Annotated in this window: 16 protein-coding genes; 11 read left to right on the top strand and 5 right to left on the bottom strand. The window is 60.5% G+C overall.

Features of this window, described 5'->3' with window-relative positions; all coding sequences use genetic code 11:
• The first annotated feature begins 26 nt into the window (after window positions 1–26).
• Entirely contained in the window at window positions 27–416 is a 390-nt protein-coding gene (locus Q0677_RS02205) for a DUF1761 domain-containing protein (RefSeq protein WP_133485185.1), read from the top strand.
• A 253-nt stretch (window positions 417–669) separates the two neighbouring features.
• Here Q0677_RS02205 and Q0677_RS02200 read toward each other — a convergent pair whose 3' ends face one another.
• A complete protein-coding gene (locus Q0677_RS02200; RefSeq protein WP_298905492.1) occupies window positions 670–1,011 on the bottom strand; it encodes a DUF2853 family protein in 342 nt (113 codons plus the stop codon).
• Window positions 1,012–1,170: 159 nt separating this feature from the next.
• Here Q0677_RS02200 and lysM point away from each other — a divergent pair, with 159 nt between their 5' ends.
• A complete protein-coding gene (lysM, locus tag Q0677_RS02195) occupies window positions 1,171–1,587 on the top strand; it encodes a peptidoglycan-binding protein LysM (protein WP_298905491.1) in 417 nt (138 codons plus the stop codon).
• A 150-nt stretch (window positions 1,588–1,737) separates the two neighbouring features.
• Window positions 1,738–2,946 (top strand): tryptophan synthase subunit beta, encoded by a 1,209-nt coding sequence (trpB, locus tag Q0677_RS02190; protein ID WP_298905489.1) that lies wholly within the window; start codon window positions 1,738–1,740, stop codon window positions 2,944–2,946.
• Between the two features lie 145 nt (window positions 2,947–3,091).
• Here the strand turns inward: trpB and ahcY are convergent, their stop codons facing one another.
• A complete protein-coding gene (ahcY, locus tag Q0677_RS02185) occupies window positions 3,092–4,477 on the bottom strand; it encodes an adenosylhomocysteinase (protein WP_298905487.1) in 1,386 nt (461 codons plus the stop codon).
• Window positions 4,478–4,612: 135 nt separating this feature from the next.
• Here ahcY and Q0677_RS02180 point away from each other — a divergent pair, with 135 nt between their 5' ends.
• Window positions 4,613–5,209 (top strand): HD family hydrolase, encoded by a 597-nt coding sequence (locus tag Q0677_RS02180; protein ID WP_298905485.1) that lies wholly within the window; start codon window positions 4,613–4,615, stop codon window positions 5,207–5,209.
• 31 nt (window positions 5,210–5,240) lie between these two features.
• On the opposite strand, the gene Q0677_RS02175 is transcribed toward Q0677_RS02180, so the two are convergent.
• From Q0677_RS02175 to Q0677_RS02165, 3 genes are all read right to left on the bottom strand, one after another.
• Window positions 5,241–5,582 carry a hypothetical protein gene (locus Q0677_RS02175; RefSeq protein ID WP_298905483.1) on the bottom strand — a complete coding sequence of 114 codons (342 nt, stop codon included), beginning with the start codon at window positions 5,580–5,582 and terminating at the stop codon, window positions 5,241–5,243.
• Window positions 5,579–6,133, bottom strand: coding sequence for an ActR/PrrA/RegA family redox response regulator transcription factor (locus Q0677_RS02170; protein ID WP_298905481.1), 555 nt, complete (start codon window positions 6,131–6,133; stop codon window positions 5,579–5,581). The genes Q0677_RS02175 and Q0677_RS02170 overlap by 4 nt, the downstream gene beginning before the upstream one ends.
• 82 nt (window positions 6,134–6,215) lie before the next feature.
• Window positions 6,216–6,842 (bottom strand): SCO family protein, encoded by a 627-nt coding sequence (locus Q0677_RS02165; RefSeq protein ID WP_298905479.1) that lies wholly within the window; start codon window positions 6,840–6,842, stop codon window positions 6,216–6,218.
• A 107-nt stretch (window positions 6,843–6,949) separates the two neighbouring features.
• Here Q0677_RS02165 and regB point away from each other — a divergent pair, with 107 nt between their 5' ends.
• The 7 genes from regB to addA all read left to right on the top strand — a co-directional run bounded on the left by regB (window position 6,950) and on the right by addA (window position 18,571).
• Window positions 6,950–8,362, top strand: a complete 1,413-nt coding sequence (regB, locus tag Q0677_RS02160; RefSeq protein WP_298905477.1) for a sensor histidine kinase RegB — start codon at window positions 6,950–6,952, stop codon at window positions 8,360–8,362.
• Window positions 8,363–8,475: 113 nt separating this feature from the next.
• Window positions 8,476–10,059, top strand: coding sequence for a PAS-domain containing protein (locus Q0677_RS02155; protein ID WP_298905475.1), 1,584 nt, complete (start codon window positions 8,476–8,478; stop codon window positions 10,057–10,059).
• Window positions 10,060–10,116: 57 nt separating this feature from the next.
• The gene (gene tsaE / locus Q0677_RS02150) at window positions 10,117–10,611 is read left to right on the top strand and encodes a tRNA (adenosine(37)-N6)-threonylcarbamoyltransferase complex ATPase subunit type 1 TsaE (RefSeq protein ID WP_298905473.1); all 495 of its coding nucleotides are present in this window, start codon (window positions 10,117–10,119) and stop codon (window positions 10,609–10,611) included.
• On the top strand, window positions 10,608–11,600 hold the full coding sequence (locus tag Q0677_RS02145) for a phosphotransferase (RefSeq protein ID WP_298905471.1): 993 nt from the start codon (window positions 10,608–10,610) through the stop codon (window positions 11,598–11,600). The genes tsaE and Q0677_RS02145 overlap by 4 nt, the downstream gene beginning before the upstream one ends.
• Entirely contained in the window at window positions 11,585–12,268 is a 684-nt protein-coding gene (locus tag Q0677_RS02140) for a nucleotidyltransferase family protein (protein ID WP_298905469.1), read from the top strand. The genes Q0677_RS02145 and Q0677_RS02140 overlap by 16 nt, the downstream gene beginning before the upstream one ends.
• Entirely contained in the window at window positions 12,261–15,206 is a 2,946-nt protein-coding gene (gene addB / locus Q0677_RS02135) for a double-strand break repair protein AddB (RefSeq protein ID WP_298905467.1), read from the top strand. Before Q0677_RS02140 ends, addB begins: the two co-directional genes overlap by 8 nt.
• Entirely contained in the window at window positions 15,203–18,571 is a 3,369-nt protein-coding gene (gene addA / locus Q0677_RS02130; RefSeq protein WP_298905465.1) for a double-strand break repair helicase AddA, read from the top strand. The genes addB and addA overlap by 4 nt, the downstream gene beginning before the upstream one ends.
• Window positions 18,572–18,600 lie beyond the last annotated feature (29 nt).

The following is an 18,600-nucleotide window of genomic DNA, read 5'->3' as shown; positions in this document are numbered from 1 at the left end:
AACCCAGTCGAACAGGAGGAAATCACATGTTGGAAGTCATCGTCGCCGCCATCGCGGGCTATGCGTTCGGCGCGGTCTGGTATATGGCGCTGTCGAAACAATGGGTTGTCGCCGCGGGCATCCAAACGGATGACGCGGGCAAACCCCATAACGCGTCCGACCCGAAACCCTATATCGTGGCCTTCGTGGGCGCGCTAGTTGTTGCTGGAATGATGCGGCACATGTTCAGCATGGCGGGCATTGATGGCGCGGGCAAAAGCCTGATTGCCGGGCTGGGGCTTGGATTGTTCGTCGTCGCGCCGTGGATGATCAACAACGTCATGTTCAGCGACCGGTCAAAATCCTTGATCTGGATGGATGGGGGCTATGCCGTTGGGGGCTGCACCATCATCGGGCTGGTTCTGGGCGTGATGTGAGAAACAAGAAGGGGCCCGACGTCTCGGACCCCTTCCTCACCCCACGTGCTCCCTCAGCACCGCACGTGTCTCTGAATTAAAGGTCCGACCGTCCTGGTCTTCGTAGATGAAGCTAGCGCAGGTTGCGCCCCCAAGCAATTGAATTGACCGTAAAATACCGTTCAATTGCAGTGGTTTACGTTCACCTTCCGTTAAAGACTCAAAAAGCGCGACCCGAAGGCCGCGCTTTGAAAAGGTCAGGTGTCTGGGCGGTTTAGCCGTAGACGGCTTCTTTCCCGAAATGCTTCACCAGCATGTAGTACACAACGGCGCGGTACTTGTTGCGCTCGCTGCGGCCATAGGTGTCGATGACGGCGTTGATCGCGTCCATCAACTGCGGGCCATCAGCCAGACCCAGCTTCTTGATCAGGAAGTTGTTTTTGACGGTCTCAAGCTCGCTTTCCTGCGTCGCAGCCACGGTCGAGGCATCGTCATTGTAAATCGCAGGGCCACAGCCAATTGTCACCTTGGTCAGAAGATCCATATCCGGCGTCATGCCGCATTTGTTCTTAAGATCATCTGCATATTTCGCGATCAAGTCGTCACGCTTTCCCATCTGTGTCTCCCAATTTTATGGACGTTCAATGATTTTCATCGAAACTCTAGGCGCATTCAGGATTTCCACAAAGGAAAAGTTTGCCGCAGCTTTCCCCCTATGTTTTTCCGCCTATCTGGCACAGGATGGCGGCGACACATATTGCTTTAGGAGAGAACAATGGGTCTTTGGAGCTTCGTAAAAGGTGCTGGTAAATCGCTGTTCGGTGGTGACGAAGCCGCATCTGCCGACAGCCTGAACAAGGAAGTCGCCGATCTGGGCATCGACACCTCGGGTCTGGATATTCAGGTCGAGGGCGAGAAAGTCACCGTCAAAGGTGGCGAAAACCTAAGCGCGGAAGAGCGCGAGAAGGTCATCCTGGCCGTGGGCAACGTCGAAGGTGTGGCCGAGGTTGAAGCCGATCTGGACAACGAGCCGACCTTCCACACCGTTGAAAAGGGCGACACCCTGTGGGCGATTGCTGAAAAGACGCTGGGCAACGGTGCGCGCTACAAGGACATCTTTGAAGCCAACACCCCGATGCTGAAGGATCCAGACCTGATTTACCCGGGTCAGAACCTGCGCATTCCCAGCTGAATAGGCTGAAACTCCTTGAATTGCGGCCCTGCCCACGCCGGGCCGCAATTTTATTCTAGATATTCATTGTAAACCGCAACTTTCTGCTTGAGGCGCCGCGCATTTCCCTGTCTCATCCCGTGGACAAAACAGACACGAGGGAACACAGGAATGGCGTCTTATCTTAAATCCACACCGACACGTGACGGGTATTTCGGCGACTACGGCGGCGCGATGCTGCCGCCCCCGCTGGAGCCGCATTTCAAAGAAATCCGCGAGGCTTATGACCGGATTTCGAAGTCGGCAGATTTCATCGCCGAGCTGCGCCACATCCGTAAGCACTTCCAGGGCCGTCCGACCCCGGTGTCCTATCTGAAGAACCTGTCCGAGCAGTGCGGTGGCGCTCAGATCTATGCCAAGCGCGAAGACCTGAACCACACTGGTGCGCATAAGCTGAACCACTGCATGGGCGAAGGTCTGCTGGCCAAGTTCATGGGCAAGAAAAAGCTAATGGCCGAAACCGGTGCCGGTCAGCACGGCGTGGCGCTGGCCACTGCCGCCGCTTACTTTGGTCTGGAATGCGAAATCCACATGGGCGAGATCGACATCGCCAAAGAAGCCCCCAACGTGACCCGCATGAAGCTGCTGGGCGCCGAGGTTGTTCCCGTGGGCTTTGGTGGCCGTTCGCTGAAAGAGGCCGTGGACAGCTGTTTCGGCAGCTACATGGAGCAGGCCGACCAAGCGCTCTTCGCCATTGGCTCGGTCGTGGGACCGCACCCGTTCCCGATGATGGTTCGCGACTTCCAGCACGTCGTCGGCGTCGAAGCCCGCGAACAGTTCCTTGAGATGACCGGCGGTCTGCCTGACATGGTTGCCGCCTGTGTGGGCGGTGGATCGAACGCAATGGGCCTGTTCTCGGGCTTTATCGACGATGACGATGTAGCGCTTTATGGCGTCGAGCCGATGGGCACCTCGTCGAAACTGGGCGAACACGCCGCGACCATCACCTTCGGCGAAGACGGCGACATTCACGGCTTCCGCACGATGGTTCTGAAGGACGAAAACGGCGAACCGGCCCCCGTGCACACCGTCGCCTCGGGTCTGGACTATCCGGGTGTCGGGCCAGAGCACGCGCACCTCTATCGCACCGGCAAGGCGAACTATACCGCCTGTGACGACAAAGAAGCGCTGAACGCCTTCTTCACCGTCAGCCGCACCGAGGGCATCATCCCGGCACTCGAAAGCGCCCACGCGGTTGCCTTCGCGATGCGCGAAGCCCCGAAACATCCGGGCAAGTCGATCCTGATCAACATGTCTGGTCGTGGCGACAAAGACATCGATTACGTGACCGAGAACTTTGGGTTCGGCGAAGACCTCTGATCACGTGTCGCACCCCCTCTTTTTCTTGTCGGAAATATCCTGGGGTGAGCGGCGCAGCCGCGAGGGGCAACGCCCCTTACACACATCCAAAACGCAAAGCGCCGCCCAACCGGGCGGCGCTTTTCCATTCTGATACCTTATTGGCTCAGTAACGATAGTGTTCCGGCTTGAACGGGCCTTCGGTCGACACGCCGATATAATCCGCCTGTTCCTTGTTCAGCGACGACAGTTTCACGCCGATGCGGTCCAGATGCAGACGGGCGACTTTCTCGTCCAGATGCTTGGGCAGGATGTAGACGTCGTTGTTGTATTCATCACCTTTGGTCCACAGCTCGATCTGAGCCAGAACCTGGTTGGTGAAGCTGGCCGACATCACGAAGGACGGGTGACCTGTGGCGTTGCCGAGGTTCAGCAAACGGCCTTCCGACAGAAGGATGATGCGGTTGCCCGAGGGCATCTCGATCATGTCCACTTGGTCTTTGATGTTGGTCCACTTGTGGTTTTTCAGGTTTGCCACCTGAATTTCGTTGTCGAAGTGGCCAATGTTGCCAACGATCGCCATGTCCTTCATCGCGCGCATATGCTCGATGCGGATGACGTCTTTGTTGCCAGTGGTGGTGATGAAGATGTCGGCGTCTGCGACAGCGTCTTCCAGCGTCAGCACCTCGAACCCGTCCATCGCAGCTTGCAGCGCGCAGATCGGGTCGATCTCGGTCACTTTCACGCGGGCGCCAGCACCACGCAGCGACGCGGCCGAACCTTTGCCCACGTCGCCATAACCACAAACCACGGCAACCTTACCGGCCATCATGGTGTCGGTGGCACGGCGGATGCCGTCGACCAGCGATTCCTTACAGCCGTACTTGTTGTCGAACTTCGATTTGGTGACCGAGTCGTTCACGTTGATCGCCGGGAACGGCAGTTGGCCGTTCTTAACCAGATCATACAGGCGGTGCACACCGGTGGTGGTCTCTTCCGAGACACCTTTGATCTGGTCGCGCATCTTAGTGAACCAACCGGGGCTGGCTTCCATGCGCTTCTTGATCTGCGCGTGGATGACGGTTTCTTCTTCCGACCCAGGAACACCCAGATCTTCACCGGCTTCGGCGCGCGCGCCCAGCAGGATGTACAGCGTCGCATCGCCGCCATCGTCCAGGATCAGGTTCGGGCCGTCCGGGAATTGGAAGGACAGGTCCAGATAGTCCCAGTGCTCTTCCAGCGACTGGCCTTTGATGGCGAAGACCGGAACGCCTGCCTGCGCAATCGCAGCAGCCGCGTGGTCTTGGGTCGAGAAGATGTTGCACGAGGCCCAACGCACATCGGCGCCCAGCGCGACCAGCGTTTCAATCAGAACCGCGGTCTGAATGGTCATGTGCAGCGAGCCGACAATGCGTGCGCCTGCCAGCGGTTTCGTTTCACCGTATTCCTCACGCAGGGCCATCAGGCCCGGCATTTCGGTTTCAGCGATGTCCAGCTCTTTGCGGCCGAACTCGGCCAGAGCGATGTCTTTGACGATATAATCCTGGGTCACGGTGTTTCTCCGATCCTGATCCCGTTACTGTTGCGCGTGCCGTAGCATTCTAACCACGAACACGCAATGAAGGCCAATTGACTTGCCCGTGAAAAAGGCGACATTGCGTTGCGAAACCCGCAGGAAGGACCGAAAATGCCCGCAAAACCCCGCGCATGGCAACGGATGCTCTCTGGTCGGCGGCTGGATCTGCTGGATCCGACCCCCGTCGACATTGAAATTGAGGACATCGCCCACGGCCTTGCCTTCGTTGCGCGCTGGAATGGGCAGACCTTTGGCGACTTCCCCTATTCCGTCGCCGAACATTCGCTGTTGGTCGAAGCGCTTTACACACGGATGAACCCCAAAGCGCCGGTAAAATGGCAGCTGGCTGCCCTTCTGCATGATGCACCGGAATATGTGATTGGCGACATGATCTCGCCGGTGAAAGCCTCGGTCGGTGCGGGGTATGGAGAGCTGGACGACCGCCTAACCGCCGCCATCCACATCCGCTTTAGCCTGCCCGCGAAGATCCCTGTGGCGGTGAAAAAGGCCATTAAGCGCGCGGACAGGATCTCGGCCTTTTTGGAGGCCACGCAGATCGCCGGTTTCAGTGTTGAAGAGGCCGGGAAGTTCTTTGGCGTGCCCGATCCCACCATCACCAAGGGGCTGGACATCACCCTGCGCCCCCCCGCCGAGGTCCGCACCGATTTCACCGCGCGCCACAATCGCCTGTTGGAGCGGATGGGGTAGTCACGTCAGAGACTATTCCAGCCCAAAACGCCTAGGCGCAGACGCGGCCGCGCTGGTCAGTACCACGTTTCCACCCCACGAACCGCTCGGGAGTGAAGCTGAGTTCCAGCTCCGCCCAGCGCAGGCGTTGCGTGATGCCTGTCGGGCAACCGGTTAAAGGCAAGGTGGTTGGGTGGCCAAGCTCTCGGGTCAGGGCGGGGATTACGCCCTTGGGCGAGCGTCCGAAGTCAATACGCTGATTGCTGGGCAGAACGGCCAGCCCCTGCGCGTCGGGCGAAAAACTGACGGCTTGGCGCGGCGTAGGTGTTGGCGCGCTGGGCTGGACGCAGGCGGACAGCAGCGCAAGGCCCATCACGCCCGCGAGAAGCCTCATTTCGGGCTGCGCTTGGCCAGAATGCGCTGAAGCGTGCGGCGGTGCATGTTCAGACGGCGCGCGGTCTCGGAAACATTGCGGTCGCACAGTTCATACACCCGCTGGATATGCTCCCACCGGACGCGGTCAGCGGACATGGGGTTTTCCGGTGGCGGCGGAAGCTCGTCTGGCATGGCCAGCAGAGCAGCGGTAATGTCATTTGCATCTGCAGGTTTCGACAGATAATCCGCCGCACCCAGTTTGACCGCTGCAACCGCGGTGGCAATCGCGCCATAACCGGTCAGAACAACAACCCGGGAGTCCGGTCGTTTCTCGTGGATGGTTTCCACCACATCCAGCCCGTTGCCATCCTCAAGCCGCAAGTCCACCACGGCATAGGCCGGCGGGCGGGCGGTGGCGATGGCCTTACCCGCAGCAACAGATCCTGCAGTTTCAACAGAAAAGCCACGCTTTTCCATCGCGCGCGCCAAGCGGCGCAGGAACGGTTCGTCGTCGTCTACCAACAACAGGGACGCGTCTTCGCCAATCGGCTTGAGTTCCTCAGTGGTCATCGCAGCAACCTCCGGTTTGCGTCTGCATCATGATAGGTAGGTACTAATGACCGTAAGGTCAATTTTGACGCTACGATGCCTGCTATGCGCCCGCGTCAATGAAGCAGCTGACCCGCTTGGCCATCGACTCGGGCGTCTCGTCCCGCTTGAAGAAATCTGCAAACCCGGTTTCCGGGAACATCAGATAGGTAAAGGTCGAGTGATCAATCAGATAATACTCTTCCTGCCCCTCTTCCGGCTCTTGCTTGCGGTAATAGGTCTTGTAGGCCTGGCTGGCCGCTTTGACCTGCTCGGGCGTACCGGTCAGACCGATCATGTTGTCATGCATATAGCTGGTGAAATCCGCCAGATGCTCGGGCGTGTCGCGCTCTGGATCGACCGAGATAAAGGCCGCCTGCACGTCATAACCCTGACCATCCAGAATGCGCATCGCTTCGGCATTGCGGGCATTGTCCAAGGGGCAGACATCGGGGCAGAAGGTGTAGCCGAAATAGACCAGCGTCGGCTTGGTAATCACGTCTTTCTCGGTCACAAGAGCGCCGGTTTCATCCGTCAGCTCGAACGGACCCCCGATCGACGCAACGCCGGTTCCGATGGCGCCTGCACGACATTCGGCAAAGGCATCCTCTTCCCCGCTGGTGACAAACCACGTCACCCCGACAAGTGCCACAATCGCCGTTGCGGCCGTCACAGCAATGATGCGTTGCATAGAAATTCTCCGGTTTGTTCGCGCAGGCATTGATCCTGCCTTTCGTCACGACTAGCAAGAGAACACATTGACGCAACCGAAAAAGCAATTAGCCCTGATCACAAATGGTGGAACAGCAAACAGACCCGGCCACTGATGCCGCCGTTGGAAGCCAGCAACGCAGCTGGGTGCGCCTGCGCACGCTGATCCTTCTGCGCTGGGCGGCGATCGCGGGTCAGATCGCGGCAATTGCCGTGTCAGTTCAGTTCTTTACGGTTCAGATCCCGTTCGGATTGGTAGCCGCCGCCATCGGGATTGCGGTGATCGCCAATCTTGTCTCCAGCACGCTTTTTCCGCGCAACACCCGCCTGAACGAACGTCAGGCCACCGGCATTTTGGTCTTCGACACGCTGCAACTGGGCCTGATGATGTTGCTGACCGGCGGCATCCACAACCCATTCATGGTGCTGATCCTTGCCCCGGTAACCGTTGCCGCGACCGCGTTGTCGACTCGCTCGACCATTATGGTGGGGGCTGTGGCCATCGCGGCCACCAGTCTGGTCACGTGGGTCAATATTCCGCTTCAGACTGCGACGGGCGTTCTGCAGATGCCGGACCTTTTCGTCTTTGGCCTGTGGGTCTCGGTCACGATCTCGGTCGGGTTTATTGGCCTCTATACCCGCCGGATTTCGTCCGAGATGCGCTCGATGTCCGAAGCGCTTCTGGCCACCCAAATGGCCCTGTCCCGCGAGCAGAACCTGACCGATCTGGGCGGCGTGGTCGCTGCTGCCGCACACGAACTTGGCACCCCGCTGGCGACGATCAAGCTGGTCTCGTCCGAGCTGGTCGAGGAACTGGACGGCGATGACGAGCTACGTGACGACGCCCGCCTGATCGGCGAGCAGGCCGACCGTTGCCGGGATATTCTGCAATCCATGGGCCGCGCCGGCAAAGACGACATGCTGGTCAAACACGCCCCCCTGATCGCCCTGATCGAAGAGGCCGCCGAACCCCACCGCGAGCGCGGCAAGGCGCTTGAGATTGAGATCACCTGTATCGAGGCCGATCCCTTGGATCAGCCCATCCTGATGCGCCGCCCCGAGATCATTCACGGGCTACGCAACCTGATCCAGAACGCAGTGGATTTCGCCTCGACCAAGGTCTGGATCGAGCTGTGCTGGAATGACGAGCGCATCACCATCCGCATTCTGGACGACGGCAAAGGGTATTCCCCGCAAGTTCTGGGCTGGATCGGAGACCCCTTCATCCGCCGCCGCAAATCGCAGGCCGAGCATGGCCAACGGCAGGCGTACAAAGGCATGGGGCTGGGCCTGTTCATCGCCAAGACACTGCTGGAACGCACCGGCGCCACGTTGCATTTCGCCAATGCCTCGTCGCCTTATACTGGCCGCCCCCACCCGCGCGAGAAATCGGGCGCGATTGCACAGGTGGAATGGCGGCGTGGCACGCGTGGGCTGGAAGCGACAGACACAAGCGGCGCGCTGGGCGAGAATATTCATTTCACCCATGATGCGGGCTAGAAACCCCGTAGAATCAAGCAGTTCACCTTGATTAAACCTTCATTAACCACACCAGACTAAGGTTAATCCGTTGATAACGCGGGTGGCAGACCGCCGAAACGACAGGTGTGGACATGATGAATACTCTTTACGCGGTGGGGCTGGTGCTGACGGCCCTCACAATCTCGATCGCGGCGCTGTACATTCTTTCCGTGCTGGACCCGGCGCGGGATCGAAAGCTGCGCAAGCGGACCTCGCAGGAAAAAGACAGCGTCGTCTTTCTGTTCGATGATCAGATGCTGACAGATGTGACCCCGGCGGGGCGTCAGATTCTGGATGCGCTTCCGCGGCACAACTCCGGCTCTGACTGGCAGCATCTATCACAAGTCCTGGAGGCGCGCTTTCCCAACCTGTCCAACCAGATCGGCGAACTGGCCGAGCTTGGCACGCTCTCGATCCCCTCGACTGACGGGGCGCATCGCATTGACGCGGAATGGCGCGACGGGCTAGCGCGGATCCACTTGGTAACCGCTGGCACCGAGGGCGCCGATCCGATTGTCGACCGTGTCAGCTTTGACGCCATGCGGGACGAATTGGACGGGCTGCGCGCGATTGCGCATCACGCACCCGTCATGATGTGGCGCGAAGACGCAAACGGCAAAATCACATGGGCCAACAAGACTTATCTGGATCAGGCCGCCGACCCCGACACCTCGGACGAGGTCGCCAGCTGGCCCCCGCAAAAGCTGTTTGATCGGCCCCGGCTTGAAGATGCCAAAAACTTGGAAACCCCGCGCCGCGTGGCCGTCCAGCTGCCCACCGATGGTGAACGCCACTGGTTCGAGCTGCACGACGCCCCCTTGGGGACCGAGACCCTGCTGACCGCCATCCCCGTGGATCGCGTGGTAAATGCCGAAAAATCACGGACCGAGTTCGTCTCGACCCTGACCAAAACCTTTGCGCATCTTCCCATCGGTCTGGCCATTTTCGACCGCAAACGGCAGCTGACCCTGTTCAACCCGGCCCTGACCGATATTTTGGCGCTGGATGCTTCGTTCCTTGTGGGCAAACCCACGCTGTTTACCTTCCTCGACCGCCTGCGCGAGAAGCGGATGATGCCGGAACCAAAGGATTATGTCTCGTGGCGGCAACAGATGTCAGATCTGGAAAGTGCCGCGGTGAATGGCACCTACGAGGAAACGTGGTCCCTGCCCACCGGTCAGACCTATCGCATTACCGGGCGCCCGCATCCGGATGGCGCCGTGGCCTTCCTGTTCGAAGACATTACGTCCGAAATCTCGCTCACCCGCCGCTTCCGCCGCGAGCTTGAGATGGGCCAATCCGCGCTGGACTGTATCGAGGACGCGATTGCCATCTTCTCGCCCGGTGGGGTGCTGTCCATGTCGAACGCGGCCTATACCAAGCTGTGGGGCAATGATCCGTCCACCACGCTTGAGGATATCAATCTGGGCGACGCGATCCGCACTTGGCGCGGCACCGCGGGCGACACGCCGGTCTGGCGCATGCTGAAAGAATTCGTGGCCGCCCATGGCGAACGTCAAACGTGGTCCGACCATATCGCCCTTCTGGATGGACGGCAGGTCGAATGCCATTTCGTCCCCTTGGTGCGTGGCGCCACAATGGCCCGCTTCCACGTCCGCCCCGCCCAGCGCGAGTTTCAGCCTGCGCCGAATTCCGCCATGCATCTGACCCCCTGACACGAGGTGAGGTGATCCACCCTTGCACCGACGCGCAGGGCGTCTAAAACTCGTGCCATGACGCACGCCTTTCATCATGATCTTGCATTTTCCACCCCGGATCAGACCACCGCTTTTGCCGAAGCCCTAGCCCACCAATTGGTACCGGGCGACGTGATCCTGCTGTCTGGCGGGATCGGGGCCGGAAAGACGCATTTCGCCCGTGCGGTGATCCAATCCCGCCTTGCCGCGCAGGGTCTGGCCGAGGACGTGCCCTCGCCCACCTTCACGCTGGTGCAGACCTATGACGACACGTTGTGCGAGATCTGGCACTCCGATCTCTACCGCCTGACACACCCGGACGAAGTCGAAGAGCTGGGCCTGATCGACGCGTTCGAGACCGCGATTTGCCTTGTCGAATGGCCCGACCGCCTGGGTGAGCTGCTGCCGCAAAACGCGCTGTCGCTGGAGTTCTCGACAGGCGGCGCGTCCGATGACCCCGATCTGCGACACGTCCGGATTTCGGGCCCCGCCGAGCAGTGGGAAGCCCGCATCGAAAAGGCGCTGCCATGAGCGATGACCGCGCGCAGGATCGCCGCCAGTTTCTGACCACGACCGAATGGGCCAATGCGCCCTTTCGGCCCCTGACCGGGGATGCCTCCTCCCGCCGGTATTTCCGCGCACAGGGCACCCGCCCCGCGATCCTGATGGACGCCCCGCCATCGACCTGTGGCTCGATGCAGTCCTTCGTCGATATCGCGCAGTATCTTGCGGGGCTTGGCCTGTCTGCACCGACAATTTATGCGGCGGATCTGCAAAGCGGGTTCCTGCTGCTTGAGGATTTCGGAGACGATGATTTCGCCTCGCTGATCCAAACCGATCCCTCGCTTGAAAACAGTCTCTATTCTTGCGCAATTGATGCAATTCACACCATTCTGGACGCCACGCCCGCGCCGGTCGCCAGCTATGGCATAAGCGACATGGCGCAAGCCTGCGACCTGGCCTTCCTACACTATGCGCCCCAGCCTGCCGCCGTGATGAGCGATGCGCTGGGTGCCATCGAAGAGGCGCTCACCCCCTTCGACACCACCCTGTGCACATCCCTGCGCGACTTCCACGCACAGAACCTGCATTGGCTGCCAGATCGGGGGGGCACCGCTCGCGTCGGGCTTCTGGACTTTCAGGACGCGGTGAACACCTTGCCCAGCTACGATCTTGTGTCGCTTCTGCGTGATGTGCGGCGCGATGTGTCGGTCGATCTGGCCAAATCGGCGCGAAAGGCCTTCGCAAAGCGGCGCGGGCTTGATCAAACCGCCTTTCAGGACGAGTTCCATCTGGTCGCCGTACAGCGCAACCTGCGTATCCTCGGCATTTTCGCGCGACTGTCGCAGCAGATGGGCAAACCGCACTATATTGACCTGATCCCGCGCGTCTGGACCCTGCTGCAAGACGACCTTCGCCACCCGCCGCTTGCAAAACTACGCACCCAACTAAACGCGATCCTACCTGAACCCAGCCCTAGCCACCTTGAAAGGCTCAGACAGCCATGCCCGACACAGTGATGATCTTTGCCGCCGGGCGCGGCACCCGCATGGGCGCTTTGACGGAAACGCAGCCAAAGCCGATGATCCCGGTCGCCGGGAAGCCCCTTCTGGACCACGCGCTGGATATTGTGGACGAAGCTGACGGCGTCTCGCAGATCATTGTGAACACCCATTATCTGGCAGATCAGATCCATACGCACTTGGCGGATCGAGACGTCGTTTTTTCGCACGAAGACACACTGCTTGAGACCGGCGGAGGTCTAAAACAGGCTCTAACACTGCATAAAACTGCGTCTCTTTTCACCCTCAACGCCGATGCGGTTTGGTCTGGTCCCAACCCGATGCAGATGCTTCTTCACGCCTGGGATCCTGACCGCATGGACGCCCTGATGCTGCTAGTACCGCCGGAAAACGCCATCGGTCACCTCGGGAAAGGCGACTTTACGATCGCTCCAGACGGGCAGCTCACGCGCGGGCAGGGGCTGGTCTATACCGGGTGTCAGATCATCAAGTCGCACCCGGTGGCGCAGGTGGATGAGGACGTCTTCTCGCTAAACGTCGCGTGGGATGCCATTCGCCGATCAGATCGTCTGTTCGGGTTGCCCTATCAAGGCGCATGGTGTGATGTCGGGCATCCGGACGGCATCACATTGGCAGAGAAAATGTTGGAGGGTGCCGATGTTTGAGTCCTCGTCCAAATCGCGCGTCTTCGGTGTGCCGCTCGGCGTCGACTTTCCCAAGGCGTTGGTCGACGGGTTGCGCCGCCGCATGGAAGGCAGCCCACCGCATGACATGGCACGGGTCGAATTGTTCGTGAACTCCCGCCGCATGCTGAACCGCGTACAAAGCCTGTTTGACGATCAGCCCGGTTTCGTACCGCGTCTGCGACTGATCACCGACCTTGCGCAGATGCCGCTGGACAGCTCGATCCCCACCGCCGTCGCCCCCTTGCGACGCCAGCTTGAACTGCACCAGCTGATCCTCGCCCTGCTCGAACAAGAACCCGACCTTGCCCCAAAAAGCGCGGCGTTTGATCTGGCCGATAGCGTGGCAAAGCTGATGGACGAAATGCACGGCGAAGGCGTGAATCCCGCTGCGTTAGAGACGCTTGATGTCCAAGATATGTCCGAACACTGGGCCCGCAGCCTGCGGTTTCTGTCGCTGATCAACCCGTTCTTCGATCCCAGCGCCGGACATGCCCCAGACGCGGAAACGCGGCAGCGGATGGTGGTAACGAAGATTATCGAAGGCTGGCAGAAGTCCCCCCCCGATCACCCGATCATTATCGCCGGCTCGACGGGATCGCGTGGCACCACGGCGCTGTTGATGCGCGCCGTCGCGCAGCTTCCGCAGGGCGCATTGGTCCTGCCGGGGTTCGACACGGACCTGCCAGACCACACATGGAGCGCCTTAGAAGACGCCCTGTCGGCTGAAGATCACCCGCAATACCGCTTCGCCACGCTTCTGAAACAGTTGGATTTACCCCGAAGCGAGGTTCAAAACTGGACAGAGCTGCCGCCCGTCGCGCCTGAACGCAACAAACTGATCTCGCTGGCGCTGCGGCCCGCCCCTGTGACGGACCAATGGCAGATCGAAGGGCGCCGGTTCGAAGGCATCACAAAGGCCACCGAGGGGTTAACCCTGATCGAGGCGCAGAGACAGCGAGACGAGGCGCAGGCAATCGCCGCACTGCTCCGCCGCTCGGTCAAAGACGGGGTCAGCGTGGCTTTGATCACGCCAGATCGAAACCTGACCCGTCAGGTCACTGCCGCCTTGGACCGCTGGAACATCGAACCGGACGACAGCGCAGGCCGCCCGCTTGCCCTGTCCGCGCCGGGACGTTTTTTGCGCCAGATCACGCTTATGATGTGCGAAGCCCCCGCGGCTGATCGGCTGCTGACGCTGCTCAAGCATCCGCTGACCAACACGGGAGGGGACACACGCGGGGATCATCTGCGCTGGACCCGCGATCTTGAGCTTCAGGTGTTGCGTGGCTCGGCCACGATCCCCGACCGTCAGGCGCTTCTGGATTGGGCGCAGACGTTCGAGGAAGAACCGGAACGCGCGATCTGGGCCGAGTGGGTCGCCACGATTTGCCTTGCCCCGCCGCTTGAGGAGGAGCTGCCCCTTCCAGATCTTCTAACCCACCATCTTGATCTGGCGCGTGAGATCGCGTGCGGTCCGAACGGTGAGGGAACGGGCGAACTTTGGAACCGCGCTGCGGGGCAGATGTGCCAAGAAATCGTCTCTAACCTTGCAGAAAATGCTGAACATGGAGGAGACCTTTCTCCCCTCGCCTATCGCGATCTGTTCCGCTCGATCCTATCAAAAGGCGAGGTCCGCGACCCCAACACCCCCCATCCCGGCGTGATGTTCTGGGGCACGCTCGAGGCCCGCGTGCAGGGTGCGGATCGGGTCATTCTTGCCGGGTTGAACGATGGGATCTGGCCCGAACTACCCGGCCCAGATCCGTGGCTGAACCGCCAAATGCGGATGCAGGTGGACCTCCCCTTGCCTGAACGCCGCGTGGGTCTGTCCGCGCATGATTTCCAGCAAGCCATCGCCACGAAAGAGGTGATCCTGACCCGGTCGGTCAAGGACGAGGACAGCGAAACCATCCCGTCGCGCTGGCTAAACCGCATCTGCAACTTGATGGCCGGGATGTCAGATGACGGTGCGCAGGCCTTACAGGAAATGCGTGCACGGGGCACCCAATGGCTGGAGTTCGCGCGTCAGATTGATCAGCCGAGCGAGACTATTCCGCTAGAAAAGCGGCCTTCGCCATCCCCGCCCCTGTCCACACGTCCCCGGCAACTGTCGGCAACCGGCGTAACCAAACTGATCCGCGACCCTTTTGCGATCTATGCAGACAAAGTGCTGCATCTGCGTGCGTTGGATCCTCTTCTGCGCGGATCGGACGCCTTGATGCGCGGGACCGTGCTGCATGATGTTTTCGAAAACTACGTCTCGTCGCTGCCCGACGCCCCGGACCCGGCGCTTGAACAAGAGCGCCTATGCCAGATCGCGGATGATATCTTGGCCGAGCATGTGCCCAACCTTGCGACTCGTATCCTGTGGAAAGCCCGGATTGATCGGATCGCGCCGTGGTTCGTTCAACAAGAGCTGTCGCGCGGCGCGTTCTCGTCCAATCTGGCGAACGAAACTTGGGGTCGAGCGCGATTTGACGACCCCGATTTCGAGCTGGTCGCCAAGGCCGACCGGATCGACCGCCATCAGGATGGATCGCTGCTGATCTATGATTATAAAACCGGCGCGCCTCCGAACGAGAAGCAGCAAAAAAACTTCGACAAACAGCTGTTGCTCGAGGCTGTGATTGCCGAAGTTGGCGGGTTCGAAAACATCGACGCCGCACCTGTGTCCTTGGTCAGCTATATCGGCCTGACACCGCAGAAAGAGGTCCAAACCGATCTGTTGCCCGCCGACATCGCAACCATCAAATCCGAGCTTTTGGGCTTGATTAGAGCCTACAATGATGAGGCGCAGGGCTATACGTCGCGCCGCGCCATGCATATGCAGCGCTTTGCGGGCGACTATGATCATCTGGCACGCTATGGCGAATGGGATGACAGCGACACCCCTGTGATCACGGAGGTTGGGCGATGAACTTTAACGACGCAACCCGCGCCCAGATCCGCGCGGCGGACCCTTCGGCCTCGACCTGGTTGTCGGCCAATGCGGGGTCAGGAAAAACCCGCGTTCTAACCGACCGCGTGGCGCGGCTGTTGCTGGACGGCGTGTCCCCGCAGAACATCCTGTGCCTGACCTACACCAAGGCCGCCGCGAGCGAGATGCAGAACCGCCTGTTCAAGCGATTGGGCGAATGGGCAATGAAGGATGACGCCAGCCTGACACAGGCCCTGGCTGAGCTGGGCGTTGAAGGCGCGCGCGACCTGTCGCTGGCCCGACAACTGTTCGCCCGCGCGATCGAGACGCCCGGCGGGTTGAAAATCCAGACGATTCACGCTTATTGCGCCTCGCTTTTGCGCCGTTTCCCGACCGAAGCGGGCGTATCCCCACAATTTACCGAGATGGACGATCGCGCCGCCAACGATCTGCGTGCCACGATTCTGGAACAGATGAGCGACGGGCCGCACAAGGGTGTGGTGCAGGATCTGGCGCAGCTGTTTACGGGCGAAGACCTGATGCGGCTAACGGCGGGGATCACCTCGGCCCGGATGCTGTTTGCAGATGACAAGGATGCGGCGCAGATCAGCGGTTGGTTTGGGGTGGCCGCGGGCGACAGCTTGGACGTCCTGCTGGACACGTGTTTTGCACCGGATGATCTGGATGTGCTGGCGAAGTTCCGGGCGGGATCGGCTACGGGCAGCGCGCAGGATCAGAAACGTTCTGAAACGCTGCAGGGGGCGGATCTTGCCCAACCAAATCTGGATCTTCTTCAGCGGCTCGAGAAGATCTTCTTGAAGCAATCTGCTCCGTTTTCCGCCAAGATAGGGTCTGTTCCGACCAAAGCACTGCAATCTGGGGCCTGCGCGCCGATCATGGATCAGTTGAACGATCTGATGGCGCGGGTTGAGGATGCGCGGCACAAGCGATTGGCGCTGCATAACGCGCGGCGGACGCAGGTTCTCTATCGTTTCGCGCATGCTTTCGTGCAGGAATATGAGGCCGCCAAACTGGCGCGGGGCTGGCTGGATTTTGACGATCTGATCCTGAAGGCGGGTGGACTTTTGACCGATCCGTCGGTCGCCGCGTGGGTGCTGTTCAAGCTGGATGGCGGCATCGACCACATTCTTGTGGACGAGGCTCAGGACACCAGCCCCGTGCAATGGCGCGTGATCGACAGCCTTGCGCGCGAGTTTACCACCGGGTCAGGCGCCCGCGACGATGTGGAGCGCACAATTTTCGTGGTGGGCGACCCGAAACAGTCGATTTATTCGTTCCAAGGCGCGGAACCGGCCGAGTTCCAGCGGATGCAGCACAGTTTTGCGGATCGCTTACAGCAGGTTGGGCGCGCCTTGGCGGTTCAACCGCTGGAATACTCGTTTCGCTCCTCGCCCGCCGTGCTGGGCTTCGTCGATATGGCGCTGGAAGGGCGGTCGGGCCTTGGCGGTGGTTTCATGCACCGGGCGTTCTTTGGCGACAAACCGGGGCGCGTGGATCTATGGCCGTCGATTGAGCCGGTTAAGCACGAAGAAGACCGCGATTGGAATGATCCGGTCGATCGACCCTCGCCGCGTGATCACCGGGTGCAACTGGCGGACCATCTGTCGGATGAAATCCAGCGGATGATCCGCGAAGAGCGCCTGCCCGATGACAAGGGCGGTTCACGCCCCGTCGATCCGGGCGACATTCTGGTTCTTGTCCGGTCCCGAAGCGAGCTGTTCCACGAGCTGATCCGCGCCTGCAAAGCCCGCGACATTCCCATCGCCGGGGCTGATCAGCTGCGCATCGGGGCGGAACTTGCAGTGAAAGATCTGACCGCGCTGTTGTCCTTCCTTGCCACGCCCGAGGATGATCTGTCGCTAGCGACCGTCTTGCGCTCGCCCTTGTTTGGGTGGAGCGAAGACGATCTGTTCCGACTGGCCCATTATCGCGGCAAGAAGACCTTCCTGTGGCGGGCGCTCTCGGATCAGTCAGAGCAATATTCCGCAACGTTAGAGACACTTCATGACCTGCGTGACCGCGCGGATTTCCTGCGACCCTATGAGTTGCTGGAACGGATCCTGACCCGCCATGACGGCCGCAAAAAGCTGCTCGCGCGGTTGGGGCAAGAGGCCGAGGATGGCATTGATGCGCTGCTGCATCAGGCGATGAACTACGAGCGGCTTGAGATCCCCAGCCTGACCGGGTTCATCACGTGGCTGGAAACCGGCGACATCACGATCAAGCGGCAGGTGGACAGCAAGGGGCATCTGGTGCGGGTGATGACGATCCACGGCTCGAAAGGGCTTGAGGCGCCGATTGTTCTGCTGCCGGATCTGGCGGCGCGGCGCGCCTCGGACCCGCCGCAGGTTGGCAAACTGTCGTCAGATCAGCCCTTCTGGTTCCCCGCGAAACCGGACCGAACCGAGGCGATTGAGGACGTGGCTGAGGGCTTGAAAGAGGCCGAGATCGAGGAACGGACCCGGCTGCTTTATGTCGCCATGACCCGCGCCGAACAGTGGTTGATCCTTGCCGCAGCCGGGGACCTTGGGAAAGCCGAGACCGGATGGTATCGCGTGGCCGAGGCCGCGATGGAACGCGCAGGCGGCGCCGATTGCGCCTTCCCGACGGGTACAGGTAAACGTTATGCCACAGGCGACTGGCCCGAACCGGGGGTGAACGACCCCTCCGCGCAGGATACGGCGCGCAGCCTGCTGCCCGAATGGTTGACCACGCAGGCCGTGCCCCCTGTGACGGCACCAAAACCGCTCTCTCCGTCCGATTTGGGCGGCGCGAAAGCGCTTCCCGGTGAGGCAGAGCTGGCGGATGGGCAGGATCCGCTGATCCGCGGACGTCAAATTCACGCGCTGTTGGAGCATCTGCCGAACGTCGCCCCGGAAAGCTGGGCAGGCGTCGCGCAGCACCTGCTGTCCACCGGCGCGGATGCAGCGGAGCCCCATGTGATCGACACGCTGACCAACGAGGTTTCGGCCTTGCTGACCGACCCGGCGCTGGCGCATCTGTTTGACGAACGCAGCATCGCCGAAGCGCCCATCACCGGGCACCTGCCGGATGATCCCGCGCGTATCTTGCACGGCTTTATCGACCGGCTGATTGTTACCGAGGATCACGTGCTGGCGGTGGATTTCAAATCCAACCGCATCATTCCGGATCACCCCGACCAAACGCCCGAAGGACTTTTACGCCAGTTGGGCGCCTATCGCTGGATGCTGCGCGCCGTTTATCCGGAGCGCCCCGTGCACACCGCAATCCTGTGGACACAAACGCGCGAGCTGATGGCTTTGGACGACCAAACTGTCGATGACGCATTTGGTCGCCTTGACGCTGAGGGTCAGGCTACCTAGGTTCTGTCCAACCAAATTTTTAGGAGAAC

Source organism: uncultured Aliiroseovarius sp. (genome assembly GCF_947492455.1).
Lineage (GTDB): Bacteria > Pseudomonadota > Alphaproteobacteria > Rhodobacterales > Rhodobacteraceae > Aliiroseovarius.
The sequence above is the reverse complement of the archived record's forward strand: the minus strand, read 5'-3'. Positions and strand labels throughout refer to the sequence as shown.

Excerpts from the sequence above, each read along its gene's own strand:
- Q0677_RS02180 (WP_298905485.1), top strand. The coding sequence starts at position 4,613 with ATGCCCGCAAAACCCCGCGCATGGCAACGGATGCTCTCTGGTCGGCGG.
- Q0677_RS02140 (WP_298905469.1), top strand. The coding sequence starts at position 11,585 with ATGCCCGACACAGTGATGATCTTTGCCGCCGGGCGCGGCACCCGCATG.
- addA (WP_298905465.1), top strand. The coding sequence starts at position 15,203 with ATGAACTTTAACGACGCAACCCGCGCCCAGATCCGCGCGGCGGACCCT.
- Q0677_RS02165 (WP_298905479.1), bottom strand. The coding sequence starts at position 6,842 with ATGCAACGCATCATTGCTGTGACGGCCGCAACGGCGATTGTGGCACTT.
- Q0677_RS02170 (WP_298905481.1), bottom strand. The coding sequence starts at position 6,133 with ATGACCACTGAGGAACTCAAGCCGATTGGCGAAGACGCGTCCCTGTTG.
- addB (WP_298905467.1), top strand. The coding sequence starts at position 12,261 with ATGTTTGAGTCCTCGTCCAAATCGCGCGTCTTCGGTGTGCCGCTCGGC.
- Q0677_RS02175 (WP_298905483.1), bottom strand. The coding sequence starts at position 5,582 with ATGAGGCTTCTCGCGGGCGTGATGGGCCTTGCGCTGCTGTCCGCCTGC.
- Q0677_RS02200 (WP_298905492.1), bottom strand. The coding sequence starts at position 1,011 with ATGGGAAAGCGTGACGACTTGATCGCGAAATATGCAGATGATCTTAAG.
- Q0677_RS02155 (WP_298905475.1), top strand. The coding sequence starts at position 8,476 with ATGATGAATACTCTTTACGCGGTGGGGCTGGTGCTGACGGCCCTCACA.
- Q0677_RS02145 (WP_298905471.1), top strand. The coding sequence starts at position 10,608 with ATGAGCGATGACCGCGCGCAGGATCGCCGCCAGTTTCTGACCACGACC.
- trpB (WP_298905489.1), top strand. The coding sequence starts at position 1,738 with ATGGCGTCTTATCTTAAATCCACACCGACACGTGACGGGTATTTCGGC.
- Q0677_RS02205 (WP_133485185.1), top strand. The coding sequence starts at position 27 with ATGTTGGAAGTCATCGTCGCCGCCATCGCGGGCTATGCGTTCGGCGCG.
- tsaE (WP_298905473.1), top strand. The coding sequence starts at position 10,117 with ATGACGCACGCCTTTCATCATGATCTTGCATTTTCCACCCCGGATCAG.
- lysM (WP_298905491.1), top strand. The coding sequence starts at position 1,171 with ATGGGTCTTTGGAGCTTCGTAAAAGGTGCTGGTAAATCGCTGTTCGGT.